The organism is Lysinibacillus sp. GW821-FHT14F06 (assembly GCF_058803665.1).
Window position 1 is genome coordinate 45,744 of sequence record NZ_JBXAPF010000015.1, and the last position, 24,510, is coordinate 70,253.

Consider the following 24,510-nt stretch of genomic DNA (forward strand, 5'->3'; position numbering starts at 1 on the left):
ACATGAAAAATTTAATTAATTTTTCCATTGCAGGTAGTTTAATGACCATGATATTTTTAGGAATCGTCAATTATACAACATCACCACAGACAGCATGGTTTATTTATCCATGTTTATTACTTTTGCTATGGCCTATTACTTTATTTTTTATGCTAAAAAAAATGTATAAACCATATTCACTTATTTGCAGTGCTATGATAATTGCATTTCTTATCATTGAAAATTATTTATATTCACCTGAGCATTTTTGGTTTATCTATGCGGTTTATCCAATCATCTGGTGGCCAATTCTTATGTACTTGGATGAAAAAGCAAAAACATTAAAAATTGCACTAATAGGCTGTGCAACTACCATCATTTACTATTCCTTATTAAATATTATTTTATCTCACCTATATCCTTGGGCGATCTATCCAGCATTTTTAGTCATGTGGTGGCCCTTAGCTTTATACCATGTTCAAAGAAAAACATTTGTAGCATTCTCTGTTACCGCTACAGTACTTATCAGCATCTTTTTCATTACAGTAAATGTCGTCTCCTCACCAGGAGTAATATGGGCAATCTACCCAATTTTCGTAGTCTTGTGGTGGCCTCTAAGCATGTACTTTTATGTTTATAAAAGAAGAATGTACAATTCAACAACCCTTCCTAAAAGAATCTAAACAGAGATGAAAGAATAATTTATTGGAGCGTGAAGATTTATTGATAATCCTGATGGCGATAGTATAGGTAATGTTATTCAGTATAATCATGGACTATATACATCCCTAAAGACTTTATTACAGGTGGTAGTAAATAATCTACTTCTGACTATATTGGAGGAATGGATGCACAATACATTTATAAAATAAAATATTAAAAAATAAGAGTACGTTTTGAATTAGTTATTTTCAAACAGTACTCTTTAAATTTGTCCTCTGCTTGCTACTATTTTAACCTTTTCTGCTTACCCATACCCTTCATGATCTTTACGTCTTATAAACGATATTCTCCTACACCAAAAGTCACTTTATAAATATATTCACAATTAATTAGTAATCATTATTTTTATAAGTAAATAAAGGATATTATAGGAAATCGTCTAATATTAATTAAAATTACTTCCTTTAAAACTCAATAGATAACCAAAAAAATTTTGCTGCAAATATTTAACTTAGGATCATTAATAAATAGAATCTATAAAAAATATTTCGTAAGTCGGAGGAAACGTTGAAAAAATTAGAACAGAAAGTACTTCGTTATATAATTTTTATTTTTGCAATGATTTATTTTAATTTTAGTTATTTTTTAGAGAATGAACTGAATATAGACAGAAAATTTAATAGAATGCCTAATTTTAAAGAGGCATTACCTACAGCTTCTTTGTACCTTGTAATAGCACTTTTAATGACTTTATATGCCCGTAAGTTACGTATCTTGGAATCTAAAGTTATTTACCTTATGATCCTTTGTTTCATAATTATTTTCTTTTTAATATATGGTTACTTTGAATATAAAGTAACTTACAAAGCATTAGGTAGTTGGTACTTTCATATGATTATTTGTATTCTCTTCTTCATCTGTAATTTCGTTTACATTTTTTTAGAAACTTTTTTTACAAAACAACAAATAAAAGATTAAAGCTTAAGTAAACACTTCAGAAGATATGTAGCACATATTATATACTTGCTATATAATTTAGCTATTAAATATTTTAACAGGCTGTGATACTATGTCAGAAAAAGACCAATTACCTTATGTAGAAGTCATTATGCGAGAAATGCTGGAAATACAGCAAAAATCGAAAATGTTTGTCAACCTCCTATCTGAAGGGGAATCATTATCTCAAAATCAACTAATTCTTTTACTCCAGTTAAAAATAAATGAGGGTATGAAAGCAACCGAAATTGCTGATTTCTTTAGTGTGACTCCTGGTGCAGTTACATCAATGTGCGATAAGCTAGAAAAATTAGAATTAGTACAGCGCATTAGAGAAAATGGAGACCGACGTGTTGTAAAAATAGTTTTAACATTTAATGGTGAAACCAAGGTTCAAAATTTATTTTTGAAGTTCTCCCAAGAAAAACTTACGGATATGGCTAAGGTTTTGAGTGAAGTTAATCAACTAATGAAAAAAATTTTTTAGGATTTCATAAAATGAAGTCCTTTTTTTATTGCCCAGAAAATATCTAAGGTAATTCATGAATTTCTCATTATCTCATTGGTTCATTATTCACTTGCACAACGTATTTATATCATATAAACTACTAAAAATTATTGTTATTTATATCTTTCTTAATATAAATACCATTAGAAATATTCTGATTTAATTTAAGATAAATATTATAATGGAATGTAAGAGGTGAGTTCAATGCGTTTAGAAGTGAATCAAAAATTAGATTTAAAACTAGCTATGACAAAACAATTGAGACAAGCAATAGAGCTTTTACAAATGCCTTCAGATGAGCTCGAAACATTTCTTATAGAACAATCACTTTCAAATCCCTTAATTGAAGTGAAAGATGGCTTTCACTTTAAGGAAGGTTATCATACAAACAAATATATGAATCTACCCGAAAACAATGCGGAGTACAGGATATCAAATGTAGATCACCTTTTAAGTGAAATTCGTTTAACTTATCATTCATCTGAAGATTATCAGCTTCTTCAACAACTTATTCTGAATTTAAATGAATTTGGTTATTTACCAAATGCGACTCAGTTATTTTCGCAGTCACAATATAATCACGCTCTACAGCTTCTGAAAAATTTAGATTATGTAGGCGTGGGAGCTACAAATTTAAAGCATTGTTTACTGTTACAACTAGAAGCTTTCTATCCTGATGAATTATTTGCGAAAGAAATTATCCAACATCACTTAGAAAAATTAGCGGATCGTAAATGGAATGATATAAAAAAATGTTTACAGATAGATGAAGAAGAACTGAAATATACTATAAATATTATAAAATCATTAAACCCAAAGCCTTTTAAACCCGATTATTCTAGTATGTCTGAAGTTATTCGTCCAGATATAATAATTGACATTAAAGATGATTTCATTACTTACGCTTTAAGTAACTGGTTCTCTCCTTCTATTACTATGACAAAAATAGAGTCGATGTACTTATCCGCAGAAGAACAAAAACAAATGAATAAGTGGGAGAAGGATTACAACTGGTTATCTCAATCTCTTGTACAACGAAGAGAGACAATGATTGCTATAATGGAGTATCTAATACGAGAACAATTGGAAGCCCTAAAAAAAGGACTACACTTTATAAAACCAATGACTCTTAAGGATATATCCGTAGCTATTGATCGTCATGAATCTACTGTTAGTAGAGCAACGATGAACAAATATATTCAGGCACCTTGGGGAACTTTCTTAATGAAGAATTTATTTTCATCTAAGGTAACGACTTATTCTGGGGAAGATATCTCTAAGGAAAAAATAAAAACACAAATTCTTGAACTTGTGAAAAATGAAAATAAGAAAAAGCCATTATCCGACAACAAAATACTGGAACTCGTTTGCAGTCAAGAAGAAGTTGAGTTATCTAGAAGAACTATCGCTAAATACCGAGATGAATTAAATATCCCCTCATCCTCTAAACGAAAAGAATTATAGAACACAATGAAAGGTGAAGAGAACCGCTAAGCTCTTCTTCACCTTTTGATATATTTAAAGGGGGATTTTTTTAATGATAGTCATTATTTTTTCGTTAAATTTTCCATCTGCTTGTAATTTACATCTTTCTGAAACCACATTTTTATTGCCTTGTGATTTTGCATAACTAGCATGGTCATACCATTTTGTATACGGGCACCTAAATTTTTAGCTTGCTTAAGAAATGCTGTATATTGAGGATTATAAATGACATCCGAAACAATCGCATTTTCTTTTAGCTGTACAATATTTAGAGGCATGGCATCCGTATGTGGCCACATACCTATAGGGGTAGTTTGAACGATAACGTCATATTTAAGTGTTTGCTGTTCAGCTTCTTCATAAGATAAGACCCTAACATTCGGCCTATCTATCGTATTCTTTACCTTATCTACAGTTCGGTTTGTTATATCAATTTCAACATCTTCAAATTGCAGGAGCTCAAAGTAGATGGATTTAGCTACTCCTCCAAATCCTATCAAAAGAATTTTCATTCCATTCAAATTTGATAGGCTAAACTCTTGTAAAAGTCCTGCTAACCACGCTTGACCATCAAAATTATATCCAATAAGCTTTCCATTCACTGCTTGAATAATATTAACAACACCTGTATTTTTAGCAGTAATATCTAATTCATCTATATACGGCAGTACTTTCTCCTTATAGGGAATTGTAACAATTAATCCACCTTCATGACTGGATTTTAAATGCATCATAAAATTTTTTAATTCATCATCCTCCACTTCAAATTTTTGAAACGAGGCTTGAATATTATTCTCTTTATAGGTTTCATTTTGCAATAAAGGCGAAAGCGAGTGCTCTAAGGGGTTTCCCAAAATACCATAGACTTGAATAAGTATCACCCTCTCTATTGTTATTGATTCCAAATAACTAGCTTTAACTCTGTCATTTCTTCTATAGCATATTTTACACCCTCGCGACAGTTACCACTTTCTTTCACACCTCCATACGGCATATGGTCTACTCTAAATGTTGGAATATCATTAATAACTACTCCACCTACTTCTAATAGATGCATGGCTTTTGAAGCGTTTTTAATATCATTTGTAAATATACCAGCTTGTAATCCAAACCTAGAATCATTTATTGCATCAATAGCTTCTTGAACAGCACTAATTTTATTTACTGTCACGATTGGCGCAAAGACCTCTTGGCATGATACTTTTGATGTCGAAGGTACTTCAGCTAAAATAGTAGGCTTTAAAATATTTGCTTCTACTTGGCCCCCACTAATTAATTTTGCTCCGTCTGCTATTGCCTCATCAATCCAGCTTAGGGCTCGATGATTGTCCTCTAAACTAATTAGCGTCGAAATATCTGTTGTTATATTCAGCGGATCGCCCAATATCAATTTCTCAGCTTTTTCTTTAAACTTTTGCAAAAATTCTTCTGCTACACTTTCATGCACATAAATTCGTTGTAATGAAATGCAAATTTGTCCTTGATTTGAAAATGCCCCAACCACACATTTATCAGTTATTACATCAATATCCGTAAGTTGATCGATGATTAATCCTGCATTCGATCCTAGTTCTAGGGAGACTTTCTTCAGTCCAGCACGTTGTTTTATACCTAATCCAACACCTGGACTTCCCGTAAACGTAACCATCTTTACTTTTTCACTTTCTACCAATACATCTCCAACTGTTCTTCCACTTCCAGTTATCAAATTAAATGCGCCTTTAGGTAAATCTGTTTGACTTAATAATTCCGCTAAAAATATGGATGATAACGGTGTTTGGGAAGCTGGTTTTAGAACAACTGTATTACCTGCTGCAATTGCTGGACCTAATTTATGTGCGACTAAATTCATCGGGAAATTAAAAGGCGTAATAGCTGCCACCACTCCTAATGGTTCACGAATTGTTAATCCGATTTTATTCACGCCATTTTTGGCAGCATCGATTGGTAGAACTTCACCGTAAATTCGTTTTGCCTCTTCTGCCGCGAATTTATAGGTTTCTATTGTTCGTTCTACTTCGCCTATTGCAAATTTCAAAGGCTTCGCAGATTCTAATGAAATAATCTCTGCAGCTTTTTCTTTATTAGCAATTAACAGATTTACCAACTGTTCTAATATATTTGAGCGCTCATACGCTGTTAGATTTCTCATTACTTTAAATGCTTCCTGCGCTGCATCGATTGCCTCTTCCACCTGCTCAGTTGAAGCCTGGGCGATATTTGCAATCGTTTGTTGTGAATAAGGTGACTTTAATTCGCTATATATTTCACTTTCTCTCCATTGTCCATCAATATATAAATTTTTTCTCATCGTGATAAAACACCTCCATCGACTGGGATTAAAATACCTGTAACATAATCAGATGCTTTGGTAGCCAAAAACATTGCCGTCCCTACAATATCTTGAGGATCACCCCATTTTTTAGATGGAATCCGATCCTCAAATTCTTTTTTACGTACTGGATCCTGTAAAATATCGGAATTCATATCTGTTAAAATATACCCTGGGGCAATGGCATTTACTTGAATCCCATATTGAGCCCATTCATTAGATAATGATTTTGTTAATTGTAGTACTGCTCCCTTACTTGCTGAATAAGGTGAAGAATTGTACGCCCCAACAATGGATACGATGGAGCTTAGATTAATTATTTTACCTTGTCCAAATTTCTTCATTTCGACTGCAGCTAATCGACTTAATTCAAATAAAGATAGGACATTTAAGTTAAATATTTTTTGCCATGTATCTAATGGTACATCCACCGCTGGACTACGTTTAATAATGCCCGCGCAGTTGATAAGAACATCTACTTTTCCATCTAATAGCTCTAAAGCTTGTTTAAAATATAGTTTTATTTTCTCGACTTCCATTAAGTCACACTTAATATAGCCAACATTTAAAGAGTTCAGTGACGCTACTTTATCAGAAATATCTAGAACGACAATTTCAGCTCCAGCCTGCTTAAAGGCCTGAACAAATTCGTAGCCAATTCCTTGAGCACCACCGGTTACAATTATTTTTTTTCCTTTTAGATTAAAAAGTTCAGTGATGTCTGTCATGTTAATGAACCCCTTTACCAATACTTAAATTAGCTACTTCCATAAATATTTCAGACAATGATGGGTGTGGTTGAATCATCTCAGCCATTTCATACACGGTACCTTCCAGACTCATATATGCCGACCCTTGTCCAATTAATTCTGTTACATATGGACCTACCATACACATACCATAAATTTCACCATATTTAGAATCTGTAAATACTTTGACAAAGCCATCTTTTTTTCCTAATGTCTGAGCTTTTCCATTTCCAAAAAGATTATATTTAGTAACTGTGTAATCAACACCCTTACTTTTCAAGTCATTTTCTGATTGGCCAATACTTGCAATTTGTAAATTTGTATAAATGCACCTTGGCACAATAGAATAATCCATTTTCTTTTGATTGCCTAAAATATTCTCAATAACAGTTAACCCTTCTGCACTTGCAACGTGAGCAAGCTGGTATCCACCTATTACATCTCCGACAGCATAAATACTTGAAATATTTGTTTGTAAATAGTCATTAACTTTAATAAATGCTCCATTATATGCTAGATCTATGTGCTTGGTCGCAGAATCGTTAGGTGTCCGCCCTACTGCGATAAGTAGCTCTTCTGAAGAAATGACATCTTTCTCGCCCGATTTCTTCTCAACCACTAGCATCTTACATCCATTTTCTTCATTTACACTTGTCACAAGGTGGTTTGTTAAAATATTAATTCCTTTGTCGTGAAGCTTTTTGTGTAAAGCTTTTGAGGCTTCCTCATCCTCCATAGCAATAATTCTGTTGCTATATTCAATAATAGTCACTTTCGATCCTAAACTGCTAAATACATCTGCTAGCTCTACGCCTATTACCCCACCACCAACAATCGTCATAGATTTCGGTAATGTTTTAAGATCAAAAATTGTATCTGTTGTATGATATTGCACATTCTCTAAGCCTTCTACTTTCGGAATAAGTGGACGGCTTCCTGTTGCAATAATAATATTTTTTGTTGAAAGAGTAGTCTTTTCATTATTTGAAATGACTTCAACCTCTTGAGAATTTTTTATTAATCCTAATCCATTAAATACTTCTATTTTTCTAGCCTTTAATAAAGATTGGATACCCATTCTTAAATTATTAAGGACAGAATTTTTGTAGGAAACCATACCCTCCATCGAAAATTCTACGCCTTTTACTAAAATCCCACGTTGCTTTCCTTGCTCAATTTCTTCTAGTATTTCTGCATTTTTTAGATAGGTTTTTGATGGGATACAGCCTTGATTCAGGCAAGTTCCACCAAGCTGCCCAGCCTCTATAAGCGCAACCCTTAGTCCCTCACTAGCCCCCCTCAATGCAGCAACATATCCCCCGGGACCTCCACCAATTATGATTACATCAAATGTTGTCATATCCTCACCTCAACTTAAACAAGCATTCTAAATGGATTTTCTAGATTTTCTTTCAAGTCCGTCATAAACTGAGCAGCCGGCGCTCCGTCAATTACCCGATGATCAAACGATAGTGATAATTGCATCATTGAATTTATAACTACCTCATCATTTTTTACAATTGGCTTTTCTACAATTCTTCCTACACCTAAAATTGCTGACTGTGGCTGATTAATAATTGGTGTAAATGAATCAACAGCATACATACCTAGATTACTAATCGTAAAAGTACCATTTTCAAAATACTCTGGACTTAATTTTCCATTCTTTATGTTTGCAACTATTTCCTTACTTCTTTTTACAATCTCCGCTAAGCCTATTTGATCTGTATTTTCAATTACCGGTACTACTAAACCTTCATCTAGGGAAACAGCAAATCCAATATTGACCTCTTCATAAAAATAAATTTCGTTATTCTGTAATGAAATATTTAATGCTTTGTTTTTAGATAATGTATGTGCAACTGCTTTAACAATTAAATCGTTATAGGATAATCGATATCCTGTTTCTTTCTCAATGACAGGTAGTAATTGTTTACGCAGAATTACACATTCCGTCATATTGATCTCTGTTGTCAATGTTACATGTGGTGCAGTGTAATAGCTTTCGCTCATTCGCTCTGCAATGACTTTTCTCATGCCTTTTAACGGTACTTTTTTCAGCTGTGAAGATTCTCTCTCTTGTGTTGATGTTGTCTTAGTAACAGCAGACAAGACATCCTTTTTCGTTATTTTACCGTGCTGTCCTGAGCCAATTAAATCTTTATCATCTATCTTTAGCTCCTGAACCATCTTTTGTGCCAATGGTGTGATTTTAGAAGTATCTTGTTGTAAGTAATTTTCAACATCCTGTTTTTGTACGCGACTGTTCGGACCTGTTCCAGGTACAAGGGAAAGGTCAACCCCATTGTCTTTTGCAAGCTTGTTGGCAGCAGGTGTTTTTCGCACTTTTTCTTGCTCATTGACTTCTTCCAATTTATTATCTTTAGATTCTGAGAAGTTTTCAGTTTGCTCTATTGCCTCATTTTCTTCACCCATATAGGCAATAATTTCATGTACTTTTACTGTGCTACCTGCATCATATAATTTTTTTAATAGATGTCCTGAAGATTCAGCTTCTACTTCTAGAACAATTTTATCTGTTTGAATTTCAGCAATGGGATCGCCTTCCTCGATAAATTCACCATCATTTACTAGCCAACTAACAATGATGCCCTCCTCCATCGTTGCTCCTAATTTGGGCATTACCACTTCTCTTGCCATTTTAGTTCACCTCTATTTGTTCATTAATTCCAAACATTTTTGATAAATATCTGATACTTGAGGGATTGCAGCCTTTTCAAGTTTAGGGTTGTACGGTATTGGTGCCTCTACTCCACCTAATCGTAAAATCGGTGCATCTAAGTAATCAAAGGCATCACTCTCTGCGATTAAACTAACAATTTCTGTACCAAATCCGCCTCTTTTCACTGCCTCATATACGACTAGTACTCTTCCAGTTTTCTTTACAGATTCCAAAATCGCTTTTTCATCTAACGGAACAAGTGTCCGTGGGTCAATTACCTCCACATCAATTCCCTCTTGTTCTAGCTGTTGTGCAGCCTCTACCGCATGATTTACCATCATACCTGTGGCAATAATAGTAATGTCCTTCCCCTCTCGTTTAATATCTGCCACACCAAGAGGAATTTCATAAGATTCTTCAGGAACATCTCCTTTTTGGTTATAAAGCATCTTATGCTCATAGAATAGAACTGGATTGTCATCTTTGATTGCAGCTTTTAGTAAGCCCTTAGCATCGTATGCATTAGAAGGTTGTACAACTTTTAAGCCTGGTATATGTGTCATCCAAGCTTCTAAGCTCTGTGAATGTTGTGCTGCAAATCCTGCACCGGAGCCAGCTGGTAATCTAACTACCATTGGAACTTTTGCTTTTCCTCCAAACATATAACGCATTTTGGCCGCTTGGTTTACAATATTATCCATAGCAATTACAACAAAATCCGAAAATTGAATTTCTAAAATTGGACGCATTCCTGTCATTGCTGAACCAACCGCACAGCCACTAATTGCTGCTTCTGAAATAGGAGTAATGCGAACTCGTTCAGGTCCAAATTCATCAATCATTCCACTTGTGACACCAAATGCACCACCATATACTCCGATGTCTTCCCCCATAATAAATACATCATTATCTTCACGCATTACTTGAGTCATTGCTTCTTTAATAGCTTCTGAATAACTAATTTCTCTCATCTTGATTTCTCCTTTTCCCTAGGCGTAAATATCTGTCATTAAAGTATCTAAACTTGGATCATCACTATTTTCAGCATATTCAACCGCTTCTTCCATCTGGTTTTGAGCTTTTTCGTTTAACTCTATGAATTCGTTTTCATTTATGACATTATTTAAAATTAGAATTTCCTTAAAAGCTTCGATTGGATCCTTTGCTTTCTTCCACTCCTTCTCCTCTTCGCGTGTTCTATATTTTCGAGCATCACTTCTTGAATGCCCTTCCCATCGATAAGTTTCTGCTTCAATTAAAGTAGGACCCTTCCCCTGTTTCGCACGTTCAACTGCATCTTGTGTTGCTTTAATAACCTCTAAAATGTTATTACCATTAATGGTTTCGCTTGGGATTCCGTAGCTTGATCCTCTGACAGCAATGGACTCTATATTTGTCATTTCTTTAATAGAGCCTGACATTCCATATAAATTATTTTCACAGAAGAAAATTACTGGAAGCTTCCATATTGAAGCAAGATTCAAAGATTCGTGGAACGCCCCTTCATTTGTTGCACCATCTCCAAAGAAGCAAAGTACTACATAGCCTAATTCCTTCATTTTAGATGTTAAAGCTGCGCCGACACCAAGTGGTAGACCAGCCGCTACAATGCCATTTGCGCCTAGATTACCAATTGTCATATCAGCAATATGCATTGAACCCCCTTTACCCTTGCAATGACCTGTTACCTTTCCAAGTAGCTCTGCGACCATCTTTTTAACATCTGTTCCTTTAGCAATACTGTGTCCATGACCACGATGTGTGCTTGTAATCTTATCTTCATTATTTAGTGGGAAACAAGCACCTACTGCTGTGGCTTCTTGACCAATACATAGATGCATAGTTCCATGAATTTTACCTTGTTGATATAGTTGTTTCAGTGTCTCTTCGAACTTTCTGATGAGAATCATGTCATACAACATTTTCTTTAAATCCTGATTGTCTAAGCCTAATTCTTGAAATAATAATTCATTTGACATATTTAGAACCTCCTAAAAATATTTACATTAATTATTAATGCAAAAAGCATGCCAACTTTTATTGATGCAAAAACCCAGTATTTTCTCATCGAACTGGAGAAAAAATGATGTATAATTGTGCCCAAGTGATGAATTATTACATCACGTCTACTTAAGGGGGAGTATGAATGTTTTACAATCAATTAAAAATACTTGGGGTTATAGAGTGGGATCAAAATAGAGATGTTCTAGTATGTAATGAAACTGCCAAGACTTATGAAAAATTTTTTGATGATATAAAAAAACAAGTTTCTAATGGTTATACGTATTTTTGTATGTTGAATTCGAACTTGGAAATAAATGTTTTAAACAATGTTGAGGATTTTTCTAAGCTAACAATTTTTTTATTACCTCTAACAGAATCCGTTAGCTTAAATCAAGAAATTGATAAATTGGATAATTTAAAAAAAGAACTTGATGAAGTTATTAATTCATCATTCGACGGCATTGTTATTTCTGATGCCAAAGGGAAGATTATGTATCAGAATCCTGCTTATGAAAGAATTACAGAGCTTTCAACTGAATTTTGTATAGGAAAAAACCTACAATCCTTAGTAGACAAAGGAATTATTGATGTTTCTGCATCATTGAAGGCTATCAAGGGGAATCGTGCTATTACAATAAGTCAGAAGATTAAAACAGGGAAAAGTGTTTTAGTTTCAGCCGTTCCAATTAGAAACAAGCAAGGGGAAATCATAAAAATTGTGAATAATGTTCGTGACCTAACCCAACTAAATAATTTAGAGACAGAAATTCAACAATTAGAAATTAAAAATCAAAGAATCCATGAAGAGCTGCAACAATTAAAAGGGATTAGTGATCCGAAATATTCAATTATTGCACATTCTACACAAATGAAAGATGTCATCGACCGGGCTTTAAGAGTTGCTCAAATTGATTCAGGCGTACTAATTCAAGGGCCATCTGGTGTAGGAAAAGAAAAAATAGTTGATTTAATACACCGAAATAGTATTCGCAAGGATGGACCATTGATTAAAATTAATTGTGGAGCAATCCCTGAATCTCTTCTTGAATCAGAATTATTTGGATATGAATCAGGTTCTTTTACTGGTGCCACAAAAAAAGGCAAGGCTGGATTATTTGAGGCCGCTAATAATGGGACAATCTTTTTAGATGAAATTGGAGAAATGCCACTCCAGCTTCAAGTAAAACTCTTACGAATACTTCAAGAACGGGAAGTTGTGCGCATAGGCGGTACAACACCCATTCAAGTAGACGTCCGTGTAATTGCAGCAACAAACAGGAATTTATCGGATATGATTGAAGAGACGAAATTTAGAGAGGATTTATACTATCGACTTAATATTATCCCAATTAAAATTCCACCGCTTGAGCAAAGAGTAGAGGATATCATTCCTCTTATTTATCATTTTACGAATAATTTAAATATTAAATATGGATTAAACCGTTCTTTTTCATCTGAAGTGCTTGAAACGTTTGCCAACTATAAATGGCCAGGGAATGTCAGAGAGTTACAGAACATCGTAGAGCGAGTTGTTTTAATGAGTCAACATTCAGAGATTACGATGGATGATTTACAAAGAGAATTAAACTTAAATAGCGATAGTATTCAAGTATCAAATAGCAATACATTAATTACTCATCATTTACCGTTAAAGGATCAAGTTGAATCGTTTGAGGAAAGTATTATTCGAGAAGCAATTAAAATTTATCCTAGTATAAGAAAAGCAGCAATTGCATTAAAAATAGATCAATCCACACTTGTAAGAAAACTACAAAAGTATAAAATAGAGAACCATTCATAATAAAAAATGACCTCCTACCTTTGAATAGTGGAGGTCATCTTTATTTCATTTTAATATCATTACTTACTAGATAGTAACTCTGGTAAAAATAATGTTAGTTGAGGCACAAATGTAATGACGCCCAGTAATATTAGTAACGCAACTAAAATAGGCGTTAAATGTTTAAAGGTTTCTTCAAAACGTATATTTGCCACTTTTGCGCCAATAAACAGATTTAATCCTAATGGTGGTGTTAATAAGCCTAACGTCAGGTTAAAGCATACAATCATTCCAAAATGTAATGGATCTACTCCTAAAGGTATAACGATTGGTAATAGTAATGGTACAAATATTAATAACGCTGCAACAGTTTCAATAAACATTCCTACAACTAATAAGAAAAGGTTAATTAACACTAAAACGATAATCGGATTTGTTGTAAAGTCTGAAATACCATTAGCTATATATTGTGGTACTTGCTCTAATGTTAAAATTTTACCGAAGAACGTTGCGGTACCAACGAAAATCATGACAGAACCAGATGTAACGGCAGCTTTTAAAAATACATCCATTAAATCACTGAATCGTAATTCTTTATAAATGAATATACTTACGATTAAGCTATAAACAACAGCTACTACCGCTGCTTCCGTAGGCGTTACAATACCACCATAAATCCCACCTAAAATAATAATAGGGGCTAATAATCCGAACTTTGCTTCATTTAATGATCGCCAAAAACCTATTTTTTCTTCCTCTGGTTGTTGGTCCACATAGCCTTCTTTTTTACATACAATATAGTTAATGATGATTAATATTACTGCAATTAATAAACCCGGGACAATACCAGCGATAAATAAGTCACTAATTGATACCCCTGCCATGATCCCGTAGAAAATAAAGACAATACTTGGTGGTATGATAGGACCGAGGGCACCTGCACTTGCTGTTAATGCTGCGGCGTATGGTTTCTTATAACCACTGTTAATCATGTGTGGTATCATAATTCCGCCGATACTAGCGACCGTTGCTGCACCTGATCCAGAGATTGCTGCAAAAATCAAACTTGCAAGTATTGTAATTAAACCTAAGCTTCCTGTCCAGGAGCCCACCATTGATTTGAAGAAATCAATAAGTCTTCTAGAAATCCCCCCTGTACTCATTAATTCACCTGCTAAGATGAAAAATGGTACAGCTAATAATGAGAACGAATCATTCGATGTAAATGTCGCTTGAATGAGAAATGAAATAGGTATTGTTCCTTCAATTAAAACAACAGTTAACGCAGAAATAGCTAAAGCAATTGCAATTGGGATATTTATTAATAGACATAGAATAAATACAATTGTGAGAATTCCAATGGCCCCTAACATTATTTCTCACCCTCTTTTCTCTTTACAAAAATATCTAATATCTCCACTACAAAAATTCTTATAGCCATTAAAAAATACCCAATTGGAATCCCTAAATAGACTACCCCCATTGGTAAATTAAGTGCTGCTGAAGTTGCGTTTTGTTTATATAAATTAAATGCATATTGAAAGCCTAGATACGAAATATATAAACTGAACAGCATCCATATAAAACTACCTATCAAGTTGACATATGGCCGAATTTTTTTGGGGATAATCATATTCAATGCTTCTACTCTAATATGTGCTTTCGTAATGACAGCATAGCTTGCACTAATAAAAACAAACCAAACAAACAAATATCTTGATAGTTCTTCTGCCCAAACAATTGAGGAGTTAAAAACATATCTTGAAACCACAGCTGCAAACATGACTAATGTCATAATTAATAGAATTGCAAAGCTAGCATAAGCTTCAATTGGTTTCTTCATAGGCTTCTCCATTGCTTGTCCCCTCCCTTTGTGCCCTTGTAATTTTAATATGTTTCATTACAAGGGCAATATGTTGAATTTTTATTTCTCAGGAAATTATTTCAATTCCCCTAGTAATTTAATAGCTAAATCATAATTTTCCTGACCAATTGCATCCATGTTGTCTTTGGCAACATTTGATGTTGCTTCTTTAAATTTCTTTCTCTCTTCTTCAGATAATTCAACTACATCTACACCTTTATCTTTTAAGCCTTCGATGGCATCTTTTTCAGCTTTCGTTACAAGGTCTATTGCGTAATTTGTATATGAAGCTACTGATTCATCTAACGTTTTTTTCATATCTTCACTTAAACCATCATAGAAATCCTTATTTACTAGCACACCATGTAATAATAAAATGTGATTTGTCGCTGTAAAATGGTTATTTACTTCATAAAAGCGATCTCCGTAAATTAAAGGTGTTGTTGTAGATACACCATCGATTGTACCTTGCTGTAACCCTGTAAACACTTCACTATAAGCCATTGGTGTAGGGTTTGCTTTCATTGACTTCAAAGTACTTAAATGTAAATTTGCAGATGAGCTTCTAATCTTCAAACCCTTTAAATCTGCTGGTTCCTTAACAGATGTTTTACCATTTAAAATGCTATAGTAACCTAAATCAATGAATCCAAGCAGATACATATTTGATTTATCAGCAACTTCTTTCTTTAATAAATCACCATATTCCCCCTCTAGGAAAGTGTAAAATTGTTCACGGCTATCAAATAAAAATGGTACATCGAAAATATTAAAAGCATTTGCACCAATTGAATTCGCAATACCGTATGCCGATGTTGTTGACAGTTGAATTGTACCGTTTTGTAATAATTCCGCTGTTGTTTCATCAGAAGTTGTTAAAGTACCACCATTATAAATTTCGACGTTTACATCACCATTGCTTTTCTCTTCAATGGTATCTTTAAAATTCTCGTATCCTAAATTTAAAAAGTTATTTGCATCAACTTGGTTTGCCATTTTTATCGTAATTGCTTTACCATTTGATCCTGATTCTTTTCCACTGTTGCTTGAACAAGCTGCTAAAAATATTAACGACAACGCCATCATTGATAACATTAATTTTTTTAGTATATTTTTATTTTTCATAGTATAAGCCTCCTACTTTTCACAAAATTAGTTCAATTGATTTGAAAATAATTGTCCATTTCTACAGGATTAAAAATTCATTTTAGATTGTCCACCGTCTACATTAATGGTTGCACCAACAATCCAAGAAGCTTTTTCAGACGATAAATAAGCGACTACATCTGCAATTTCTTCTGGTTTACCAAAGCGACCCGCTGGAATATCATTCTTTACAAATTCTTCAATTTTATAAGGATTTTCTCTTGTTAACCTTCCCCAAACGCCACTTTCATGATAAACACTACCAGGTGCAATGCTATTAACTCTTATACCGTATTTAATGACTTCGCTTGATAACGCTTTCGTGAAACTAATTAATGCTGCTTTTGCATTATTGTAGGTTGCCTTGCCTCCACTTTCCCTACCATAAATAGAAGAAATGTTAATAATATTGCCTCTTCCTTGTTTTTTCATATGTTTAAGGACCAACTTGCTAAGATGTACGATTGAAAAATAATTTAATTCAAATGCTTCATAGAAATTCTCCATGGGCGTTTCTAATATACTAGAGCCATTACTTCCCCCTGCATTATTTATCAATATATCGATATGATCATGATCTAATATGTATTTTTCGATTAGACCTTCACGCTCATAATTATTCGTAATATCAGATTGATAGGTTGTAACATTTTTTAACTGCAGTTTGGCTTCATTCAAATGCTCTATAGAACGGCCAACAATTGAAACACTCGCATTTTCTTCTATAAACCTTTTAGCTATTTCTAGTCCAATACCCTTTGAACCACCAATAATCAATACATTTTTTCTAGCTAGATTCAACTCCATATAATTGCTCACTTTCTTAGGATTATCGTTTATGGTTTACTAATTCAAAGCGGTTATCATTTCTTATACCACTCAACTTTTATCTTCCTAAAAACCCACCATCTACTGGTAAGAGGACACCATTGATATAGTCTGATTTATCAGAGCATAAAAATTGTAAAGCACCAGCTAATTCATTTGGTTCGCCAAAGCGTCCAGCAGGTATACGGCTAATTAGTGATTGATATCTTGACTCATCTTCAAGAATAAATTGGTTTAATGCTGTATTATAATATCCTGGAGCAATTGCATTTACGTTAATATTATCTTTAGCCCACTCATTAGCTAAAGACTTTGTCAATTGGGAAACCGCTCCTTTACTTGCAGAATAAGCTGATGCATTATAACCACCCTGTACAGCTAATACGGATGCAATATTGACTATTTTCCCAGCGCCCCTTTTCAACATTTCATGATATGCTAGTCTACTTAGTTCGAATATTGCAGTGACATTAACATCAATGATTTTTTGGAAGTCCTCAATCTGTAAATCAATCGCTGGCATCGGTTTATGGATTCCGGCATTATTTACAAGAATATCTAACTCCCCGCCTAATAGTTGGACTGCTACATGGAATACTTCAGGAATTTTCTCTAAGTTCGATAGATCTGCTTGTACCCCGTATACTGAAAATCCTTCATTCTGCATATCTTGAGCAATCTTCTCTACATCATTGGAGTAATCAATAATACAAACCTCTACACCATATTCACAAAGCCCCTTTACCATTGCTAACCCAAGACCTTGAACGCCACCTGTAAGTATTGCTTTTTTACCTTGTAAACTTTGCATAGACTCCACCCTTTACTGAATTCGCTTTCATTAATTTGTACTCTTTTCCATCAGCTCAATAATATATCCATCTGGATCATACATATAAATAGCTTTTGATCCCTTATTTGCACCTAATGTAATTTCTACAATTTTTTTAGATCTAAATTGAACTCCAGACAATTTTAGACGCTCGTACATTTCTTCTATTCCTTCAACCTTTAGACAAATATGTCCCGATCCATAATCACATGGACGAACATTCCCTGGATATCTTTCCATGCCTACATACTCAAGTAACTCTATTTCATTCCCTCCTGGAATTCTAATAAATGCAATTTTGACCTCTTGTAAATTGACAAGTTCAACTATGTCTGAAATATATTCATTACTTGAAATTTGTCTCGAGATTAATTCCAAACCTAACTTATTAACATAAAAATCTAAAGAAATCTCTAAATCCTTTACCGTTATTCCACTATGGATAAAACCTGTGACTTTCCCCTTCACATTTATCCCCCCTTTCTGCTTCACTTTTATATCATGCAAAAACCGTGCCAATTTTAAACCGTGATGAATAGTTAGCATATTTAGATTAATAACACCAGATGACCCATAAAAATATTTGCAAAAAATCATCACTTGATGATTTTTAACATCATTTCATTTTAAGGCTTCCTAACTTTTATTTCCTAGAAAATATATGAGGACTCATTTAGCGCATATTTAGGCAAATTATTAGTTCTTGACAAAATGAAGCTACATATATTTTAATTAATATATATTTCAATTATTAAAATATAAAATAATTAAAATAAAATGAGGTGAATATTTTTGATTCAAAAACTACGCACTGTAACCCTTACAAATGGCAATATTAAAGATTTAGCTACAGACTGTGAGCAATTAAATATTCGAGGAGCTGTTGCTTTACAACAAGAAATACGGCTAAAAAAGATCTCTGCACATGGTCATAGTTCTTTTCATTCCTGTGTAGTAGCGCAAATTTTCAACAGTACAGGATCATGCAGATTAAAAGATTATTGTGAAATTAATGAAATTACGAGTGCTGGTAGCTTTAAGTTGAACAATGGAAAAGTAATAAAATTAAATAGCACTGGAAAGTTAACCATTGAACAAAGTTTAGAAGCCGAATCTGTAGATGTAATTGGTATTGTGAAAGCAGCAAAAATAAATGCTAAAAGTTTCGCTTTAAAATTGTCTGGGGAAAGTGAGATTAGAAATCTGAGTGCTGATGATATTTGGGTAGAAAAGGATAAGATTAGTATTCTTCCATTATTAAAGAAAAAATTAAATTGTAATTATGTAAAAGGGAAAAATGTACGTCTGTCGTATACGCACGCAGAAATAGTGGATGGGGAAGTTGTAAACGTAGGGAATAATTGCAGAATAAAAACACTTTATTATACGGAAAGTTATTCAATTGCTCCGAATTCAAAAGTACAACAAATTATACGGAGGGAAAAAGAATGACATTCATAAAAATCATTCAAAGCTTTTTTTGCTCATTAGCCCTCCTTGTATTAGTAATACTCTATGCAGGCTTGATTTTAAGTGCATTATTGTCAATATTAGCTGGCATTTTACGAACAGTTGGTCTTGAACAAATTAAGATGAGCTTGTGGAGTGGCGTTGACCTTCCAGTCGTTTTTAGTATTCCTCTAGCCCTTGTCGTAGCTCTACTACTTTTCTTTTGTTCGATGTATGTCAAACGCTCTATCCAATTCTGTTTATCGAAGCTTAAATTTTAAAATAAAGATGCCCATCTTTTGTTTGATAATAAAAGATGGGCTCATGTTGTTGAAATACTATTATGTCAATGAAATCAAGGTGATAAATAAAAAAGTATAGCCCTTTTTCAAAAGCGAGGGGTTGATCTCCGTTCCGACTGAGTGCTTTCCTGGGGGCGTCCGATGAGCCGCTTCACTCACGTTGTTCGCTCCAGGGTCTCATCCGTGACGCTGAATCCCCGAGGAGTCACTAAGTCTACACTCCAATCAACCTTTGCTCATCGTATTTTTTTCTGGCAATCACACAAATATATAGTGATAAATTTGAAGTCTTAGCCATCACTATATTGTGCAAAAATGGAGCTTTGATAACATTTTTCTATGCGAAAACAGAGGAGTACTTTATGTAAAGTTACAAAGTAGTTTTACGCATAAAATGTAGGTTAACAGCTGTAGAATTGTACCACTATTCTATCCATCTAATGATGGTGAGTAACATGCTTTTACTTTACTTTTGGGGAAAAAAATATTTAAAGTTCTACACTATTGCTGATTGGAGTGCAAGGCTACTCGACTCCCGTGGGATAGCGAGACAGACGAGAAACTGAGGCCAACACGATGTTGGTCACGAAGGCGTAGTCACAGGACGTGACGCACTTAGCCTTCGTTCCTCCAGCGCAGGAAGCGGCTCGTCGCTCGCCCACAGGAAGCCTTGCTCTGCGCGAAAGCGAAGCGTCAGCGACAAAGCGAGTAGCCTGGAACGGAAATCACCTTCATTTTGACTAAATATTCACAAAGAGTTCTTGACTATTTGATTTTTCAACACTATGTAAAAAAGCTGATTCAATTATGAATCAGCTTTTTTAGCACATATCTCTATATCAATTTACTTTCTTTCAGTAAATCATAGATGATCGTGTCTTTCGTTTTATGAATACCAAATTTACCTATTTGTTTCAAGATAAATGGAGCATCTACATCTGTTAATTTTTTACCATCCAGTAAGCGAGCAGTTGAAGATAATAAAGTACGAATGTCAAAAGTAGATGCAAATACTTCAGGAACGCCTCGATCAATATTTAATAATTGATAAACTGCTTCCATCGCCGTTCTTACTGAATATTCTGTTGTGAAAACAGTGTCTCTTGCTGTTTCACTAAAGTTCCCAATGAAAGCTAAGTTAGCAGATCCTTTAGGGACAACTAAAGGACGATCTCCTAATGCTCTAGGCATGAAGTAAGATGTTATATAAGGCATGTAGCACGGAATAGTATTACATGAATTTTGAGCTAAATCTGGTATTTCATCTACAGGTACACCCATATGGTACAACCACTCTTGTGCTATCTCAATGCCAGTACATTCAGTGATACTCTTTTTTATAAAATCACCTGGTTTATTAGATAGTAGACCATAAATCCAAACGACTAATTGGTCTTTTGGTTGATTTATAAAATGCGGTTGTCTGTTCAATGTATAGCTCAGCATCCAATTAGAATCTGTAGCCGTTACAATACCGCCTGTAACTACCTTCCCTGCGTATGGATCTCTTTTACTGATTTGTTCAATATAGGGAGCAACTCGATCATCCAATGTAGTAAGTGTTGCTGAAACAAACCAACTTTCTTCCGGAAGATTACCGCAGAATTTTTCTGGTTTACCAAATTCAGAATCCTGAGAAGCGATGTTTTTCCAAAGTGACCAGCTTCCGCCCAAATCATTGCTTAGAGGAGCTGGCGTATTATTGTCACCATAAGTTGTACTCTCCGTGATACTACCATTTGTAACAAACACTAATTCATTTTCTGTTAGCTCTATATTTCTCTTCTCACCATTCTGTTTTAACACCAAAGTATGAGCTACTTTTTTATCGCCTACTCGATCGACCAAAACATTCTCTACAACCGTATTATATTGGAAATCAACATGATGGCTTTCCAAATATTTAATCATAGGAAGCACTAAAGATTCATACTGGTTATACTTTGTAAATTTTAAAGCAGATAAATCAGGCAGCCCCCCTATATGATGAATAAAACGCATAATATAACGACGCATTTCCATTGCAGAATGCCATTTTTCAAAAGCAAACATTGTAGACCAATATAGCCAGAAGTTCGAATCAAAGAACTCTTCAGAGAAAACATCTGTAATTTTTTTATCATCTAATTTCTCTTCAGGAGTAAAGAATAATTTAATCATTTCCTCTGAGGATTTATCAGATAAGGTAAACTTCCCATCATCCTCAAGTCTTTGACCCCTATTTTCAATTAATCTACATTTTGAATAGTTAGGGTCCTCTTTATTTAACCAATAAAATTCATCTAATACAGAAGCGTTTTCTATTTCTAATGATGGGATGGAGCGAAATAAATCCCATAGGCATTCAAAATGATCTTCCATTTCTCGACCACCGCGAATAATAAAGCCTCTTGTCGGATTTAAAATACCATCAAGGCTACCACCTGAGATATCTAGTTCTTCGAGAATATGAATATTCTCTCCCTTCATTTGACCATCACGAATTAAAAAACATGCGGCTGACAGTGAAGCTAGACCCGATCCAACAAGATATGCTGATTTCTTATCAACACCTACTGGTTTTTTAGGACGTGCGAAAGCCTCATAATTACCATTACTGTAATACATAATACCGCCTCCATAAACTATTATTGCAATATAGTATATCACCATTTTACATTGTAATGGTAAAAAGAGAGAGAAATTAACAAAAAATTCAATTTTGAAGATAACTCAGGATATACATATACCCTATTATTGGACATAACAATTCATTGCATTTTTATAAATTATTCTTTATATCAAAGTGATTATGCAAAGCCTGAATATTAGATTACCCTTCTAACGGATAACCTTTAGAGCACTTGGATTGATAGCATGATTTCCTTTTATAATACTAACCATAAAGCTGTTAAAGTAGACAATCTTTTCAGAATAGCCTTGTATAATTATTATATTAAGAAAACAAAAAGATGATTCAACAGTCAAACTTTATTTTTTGTCCTTCCCCTTTAATTACCATAATTAAATGAATAAGCAGATGAATATAGAGGCCCATTATAGAGCTTCTAGACCATCTGCTTTTGTTGGAGGCACTTTTAGAAAGATGAGGGAAGTTAGTAGCCAAGTGTTCTTCTTCTCTACACTTCCCCTTTTTTACGTGCTGCCATTTCATCTTTCATTTCTTCTTTTAATCCTTCAATTGACTTTTGACGTCGCTTATTCTTTTCTTTAATCATTTCACTTTGCATAGGATCTGCAAATTCCAAACTAATTTCCGCTTCATGAAGTTTTTCTTCAGTGTTCTTAATGATATCACTAATTCGTTCAACGTTATTGGATCTATCATCTGGTTTCGAGTGTCTTGAATTAGCCAAGGTAACCTCCTTAAAATTTTGACGTAACATTAGTTTGGATTTTTTTTATGTTTATATGTGCACTATTTTGAAAAGTGTGGTTGCCACATGAAGAAACTCTAGAAGTAATCAGGTACTAAAGCGAATACCTAATAAAAAGGGAAAATCCACCTTTGAAGACGCTTTGTTTGGCACGAAAACCTGAACAATTAACTGATGAAGAACGTGGATTGGTTTAAACGGTATCAATTCCATCTTTGTAGTGCCGTTTCTAAAATCGCAAAAACATTGATAACACGATGAAAAAGCATTGCTAGATACCATTATTTCACCGCTATCAAATGGCAAGATGGAAGGCACGAATAATAAAATTAAAATCACCAAAAGACGTGGTTTTGGCTATCGAAATGAAGACCGTTTATTTCTTCGTTTACGTTTAGAAATAGGTCGCTGATTTTGTCACCCATGACTTTTGGTGAAGGACCAATTTATTGGTATAATTAATAAAATTAAGCAAATCGAAGGTGCTAATTTTAATTTAAAATGGTATCAATTAGGAAGTTAAAAAGGAGAAAATATATTGAAAAATTCACATAATTCTAAACATTTGACTGAACGCGAGATTACAGATTTATTAAGGGGGCCTCAAAAATGTTTGTAGGAAATTTCCGACAAGGTAGAAGTTACAGAAAGAGCTGCTTTGAGAGACTCTTTAGAGAAAGCGGTGGGGGTGTTTAAGAAGGAAAATGATTTTAAGAATGTTGAGCTTCTTAGTAATTTATTGTGTAACTTTGATGATATAACTTTTTTTGTAGAATTTGCAGATGAAAATTCTATTGTTTATTCTTTTGAATGGATTACAAATTCTGCTTATTATAGTATGAAGGATAGTATATTTTTTACATTACAGAAATAATAAAAATTAAATCAGAACCACCAGTCTAATGAACTGCGCCCCAATTGTTAGACACACCATCTAACAATTGGAGGTGCAGTTTTTTGTCTAAATTTACTGCAAAAGAAAAACTACAAGCTGTTCAACGCTATTTGAATGGTAATGAAAGCTATAAAGATATTGGGCAATCAATTGGTGTAAACAAGAAATCGATAATTATATGGGTGAAACAATATGAACATAACTTACTAACCTCCACCGGCTAATAAGATACTTGAACTAAAAGTCCAGATTATAAGAGCAAATAGAAATGATGTTAATGCTATTCCTTCGTTTTGTTTGGAGAAATGCTTTAAAAACCGGAACATAAAAAAAAATGCAATTACAGGCATTAAAAATAGTGCAGAGAATAAAACTATTGCCTCCATATTCCTAGTCCTCCTTAAATATCAATAGCAATGCTCTAATTGAGCAAATACTCTTCAAATTACCATCAACAAAATAAAAAAACAGAATCCACCTTTTTAGTTAAAATGAAAGCTCTAACCCAATCAATCCACCAAAAAAGCGTATCTGTCTGTTGAATAGATTAACACATCACCAACAAAACTTCCATATTATAGATTCTTTCTACACAGCAACATATATCGTGATTTTTGTATTTTAAAATCTCTTTTAGA

General features: G+C 33.8%; 24 protein-coding genes and 1 pseudogene. 9 read left to right on the forward strand and 16 right to left on the reverse strand.

What is annotated here, in order from left to right; translation table 11 throughout:
* The first annotated feature begins 2 nt into the window (after positions 1 to 2).
* The 4 genes from AC1RNS_RS14470 to rpoN all read left to right on the forward strand — a co-directional run bounded on the left by AC1RNS_RS14470 (position 3) and on the right by rpoN (position 3,610).
* Complete coding sequence (locus AC1RNS_RS14470; protein WP_492993616.1) at positions 3 to 662, forward strand: hypothetical protein; 660 nt, start codon at positions 3 to 5, stop codon at positions 660 to 662.
* A gap of 547 nt (positions 663 to 1,209) precedes the next feature.
* On the forward strand, positions 1,210 to 1,620 hold the full coding sequence (locus AC1RNS_RS14475; RefSeq protein WP_492993618.1) for a hypothetical protein: 411 nt from the start codon (positions 1,210 to 1,212) through the stop codon (positions 1,618 to 1,620).
* Between the two features lie 91 nt (positions 1,621 to 1,711).
* Positions 1,712 to 2,125, forward strand: coding sequence for a MarR family transcriptional regulator (locus AC1RNS_RS14480; RefSeq protein WP_492993619.1), 414 nt, complete (start codon positions 1,712 to 1,714; stop codon positions 2,123 to 2,125).
* Between the two features lie 225 nt (positions 2,126 to 2,350).
* Positions 2,351 to 3,610 carry an RNA polymerase factor sigma-54 gene (gene rpoN / locus AC1RNS_RS14485; RefSeq protein WP_492993621.1) on the forward strand — a complete coding sequence of 420 codons (1,260 nt, stop codon included), beginning with the start codon at positions 2,351 to 2,353 and terminating at the stop codon, positions 3,608 to 3,610.
* A gap of 83 nt (positions 3,611 to 3,693) precedes the next feature.
* Here the strand turns inward: rpoN and aroE are convergent, their stop codons facing one another.
* From aroE to AC1RNS_RS14520, 7 genes are read right to left on the reverse strand one after another with little or no spacing between them, the layout of a single operon-like run.
* A complete protein-coding gene (gene aroE / locus AC1RNS_RS14490; protein ID WP_492993622.1) occupies positions 3,694 to 4,512 on the reverse strand; it encodes a shikimate dehydrogenase in 819 nt (272 codons plus the stop codon).
* An 11-nt stretch (positions 4,513 to 4,523) separates the two neighbouring features.
* Entirely contained in the window at positions 4,524 to 5,942 is a 1,419-nt protein-coding gene (locus AC1RNS_RS14495) for an aldehyde dehydrogenase family protein (protein WP_492993623.1), read from the reverse strand.
* Entirely contained in the window at positions 5,939 to 6,691 is a 753-nt protein-coding gene (locus AC1RNS_RS14500; protein ID WP_492993624.1) for an SDR family NAD(P)-dependent oxidoreductase, read from the reverse strand. The genes AC1RNS_RS14495 and AC1RNS_RS14500 overlap by 4 nt, the downstream gene beginning before the upstream one ends.
* 1 nt (position 6,692) lies before the next feature.
* Positions 6,693 to 8,072 (reverse strand): dihydrolipoyl dehydrogenase, encoded by a 1,380-nt coding sequence (lpdA, locus tag AC1RNS_RS14505; RefSeq protein WP_492993626.1) that lies wholly within the window; start codon positions 8,070 to 8,072, stop codon positions 6,693 to 6,695.
* 14 nt (positions 8,073 to 8,086) lie between these two features.
* Entirely contained in the window at positions 8,087 to 9,373 is a 1,287-nt protein-coding gene (locus AC1RNS_RS14510; RefSeq protein ID WP_492993627.1) for a dihydrolipoamide acetyltransferase family protein, read from the reverse strand.
* 12 nt (positions 9,374 to 9,385) lie between these two features.
* Entirely contained in the window at positions 9,386 to 10,366 is a 981-nt protein-coding gene (locus AC1RNS_RS14515; protein WP_492993629.1) for an alpha-ketoacid dehydrogenase subunit beta, read from the reverse strand.
* An 18-nt stretch (positions 10,367 to 10,384) separates the two neighbouring features.
* Positions 10,385 to 11,374: a thiamine pyrophosphate-dependent dehydrogenase E1 component subunit alpha gene (locus AC1RNS_RS14520; protein ID WP_492993631.1), complete on the reverse strand. Its 990-nt coding sequence runs from the start codon at positions 11,372 to 11,374 to the stop codon at positions 10,385 to 10,387.
* 167 nt (positions 11,375 to 11,541) lie between these two features.
* On the opposite strand from AC1RNS_RS14520, the gene AC1RNS_RS14525 reads away from it, so the two are divergent.
* Complete coding sequence (locus tag AC1RNS_RS14525; RefSeq protein ID WP_492993632.1) at positions 11,542 to 13,200, forward strand: sigma-54 interaction domain-containing protein; 1,659 nt, start codon at positions 11,542 to 11,544, stop codon at positions 13,198 to 13,200.
* 59 nt (positions 13,201 to 13,259) lie between these two features.
* Here AC1RNS_RS14525 and AC1RNS_RS14530 read toward each other — a convergent pair whose 3' ends face one another.
* From AC1RNS_RS14530 to AC1RNS_RS14555, 6 genes are all read right to left on the reverse strand, one after another.
* Complete coding sequence (locus AC1RNS_RS14530; RefSeq protein WP_492993633.1) at positions 13,260 to 14,552, reverse strand: TRAP transporter large permease; 1,293 nt, start codon at positions 14,550 to 14,552, stop codon at positions 13,260 to 13,262.
* Positions 14,552 to 15,034 carry a TRAP transporter small permease gene (locus AC1RNS_RS14535; protein ID WP_492993635.1) on the reverse strand — a complete coding sequence of 161 codons (483 nt, stop codon included), beginning with the start codon at positions 15,032 to 15,034 and terminating at the stop codon, positions 14,552 to 14,554. Before AC1RNS_RS14535 ends, AC1RNS_RS14530 begins: the two co-directional genes overlap by 1 nt.
* 84 nt (positions 15,035 to 15,118) lie before the next feature.
* Positions 15,119 to 16,168, reverse strand: coding sequence for a TRAP transporter substrate-binding protein (locus AC1RNS_RS14540; RefSeq protein WP_492993636.1), 1,050 nt, complete (start codon positions 16,166 to 16,168; stop codon positions 15,119 to 15,121).
* Between the two features lie 69 nt (positions 16,169 to 16,237).
* Positions 16,238 to 16,996 carry an SDR family NAD(P)-dependent oxidoreductase gene (locus AC1RNS_RS14545; RefSeq protein ID WP_492993638.1) on the reverse strand — a complete coding sequence of 253 codons (759 nt, stop codon included), beginning with the start codon at positions 16,994 to 16,996 and terminating at the stop codon, positions 16,238 to 16,240.
* A gap of 79 nt (positions 16,997 to 17,075) precedes the next feature.
* Positions 17,076 to 17,828 (reverse strand): SDR family NAD(P)-dependent oxidoreductase, encoded by a 753-nt coding sequence (locus AC1RNS_RS14550; RefSeq protein WP_492993640.1) that lies wholly within the window; start codon positions 17,826 to 17,828, stop codon positions 17,076 to 17,078.
* A gap of 30 nt (positions 17,829 to 17,858) precedes the next feature.
* Positions 17,859 to 18,317, reverse strand: coding sequence for a VOC family protein (locus AC1RNS_RS14555; RefSeq protein WP_427548295.1), 459 nt, complete (start codon positions 18,315 to 18,317; stop codon positions 17,859 to 17,861).
* 324 nt (positions 18,318 to 18,641) lie between these two features.
* Here AC1RNS_RS14555 and AC1RNS_RS14560 point away from each other — a divergent pair, with 324 nt between their 5' ends.
* Together AC1RNS_RS14560 and AC1RNS_RS14565 are read left to right on the forward strand one after the other, a co-directional pair.
* A complete protein-coding gene (locus tag AC1RNS_RS14560) occupies positions 18,642 to 19,301 on the forward strand; it encodes a hypothetical protein (protein ID WP_492993641.1) in 660 nt (219 codons plus the stop codon).
* Positions 19,298 to 19,579: a hypothetical protein gene (locus AC1RNS_RS14565; protein ID WP_492993643.1), complete on the forward strand. Its 282-nt coding sequence runs from the start codon at positions 19,298 to 19,300 to the stop codon at positions 19,577 to 19,579. The genes AC1RNS_RS14560 and AC1RNS_RS14565 overlap by 4 nt, the downstream gene beginning before the upstream one ends.
* Positions 19,580 to 20,434: 855 nt before the next feature.
* Here the strand turns inward: AC1RNS_RS14565 and AC1RNS_RS14570 are convergent.
* Both AC1RNS_RS14570 and tlp read right to left on the reverse strand, forming a co-directional pair.
* Positions 20,435 to 22,207, reverse strand: a complete 1,773-nt coding sequence (locus AC1RNS_RS14570) for an oleate hydratase (protein WP_492993644.1) — start codon at positions 22,205 to 22,207, stop codon at positions 20,435 to 20,437.
* Between the two features lie 512 nt (positions 22,208 to 22,719).
* Positions 22,720 to 22,956 carry a small acid-soluble spore protein Tlp gene (gene tlp, locus AC1RNS_RS14575; RefSeq protein ID WP_492993645.1) on the reverse strand — a complete coding sequence of 79 codons (237 nt, stop codon included), beginning with the start codon at positions 22,954 to 22,956 and terminating at the stop codon, positions 22,720 to 22,722.
* Positions 22,957 to 23,166: 210 nt separating this feature from the next.
* Here tlp and AC1RNS_RS14580 point away from each other — a divergent pair.
* Together AC1RNS_RS14580 and AC1RNS_RS14585 are read left to right on the forward strand one after the other, a co-directional pair.
* Positions 23,167 to 23,389: pseudogene (locus AC1RNS_RS14580) on the forward strand (transposase); the annotation flags it as partial.
* 545 nt (positions 23,390 to 23,934) lie between these two features.
* Positions 23,935 to 24,096, forward strand: coding sequence for a transposase (locus tag AC1RNS_RS14585; protein WP_492993646.1), 162 nt, complete (start codon positions 23,935 to 23,937; stop codon positions 24,094 to 24,096).
* On the opposite strand, the gene AC1RNS_RS14590 is transcribed toward AC1RNS_RS14585, so the two are convergent.
* Positions 24,079 to 24,258, reverse strand: coding sequence for a TcpD family membrane protein (locus tag AC1RNS_RS14590; RefSeq protein ID WP_283870015.1), 180 nt, complete (start codon positions 24,256 to 24,258; stop codon positions 24,079 to 24,081). The genes AC1RNS_RS14585 and AC1RNS_RS14590 overlap by 18 nt on opposite strands.
* Positions 24,259 to 24,510: the final 252 nt, after the last annotated feature.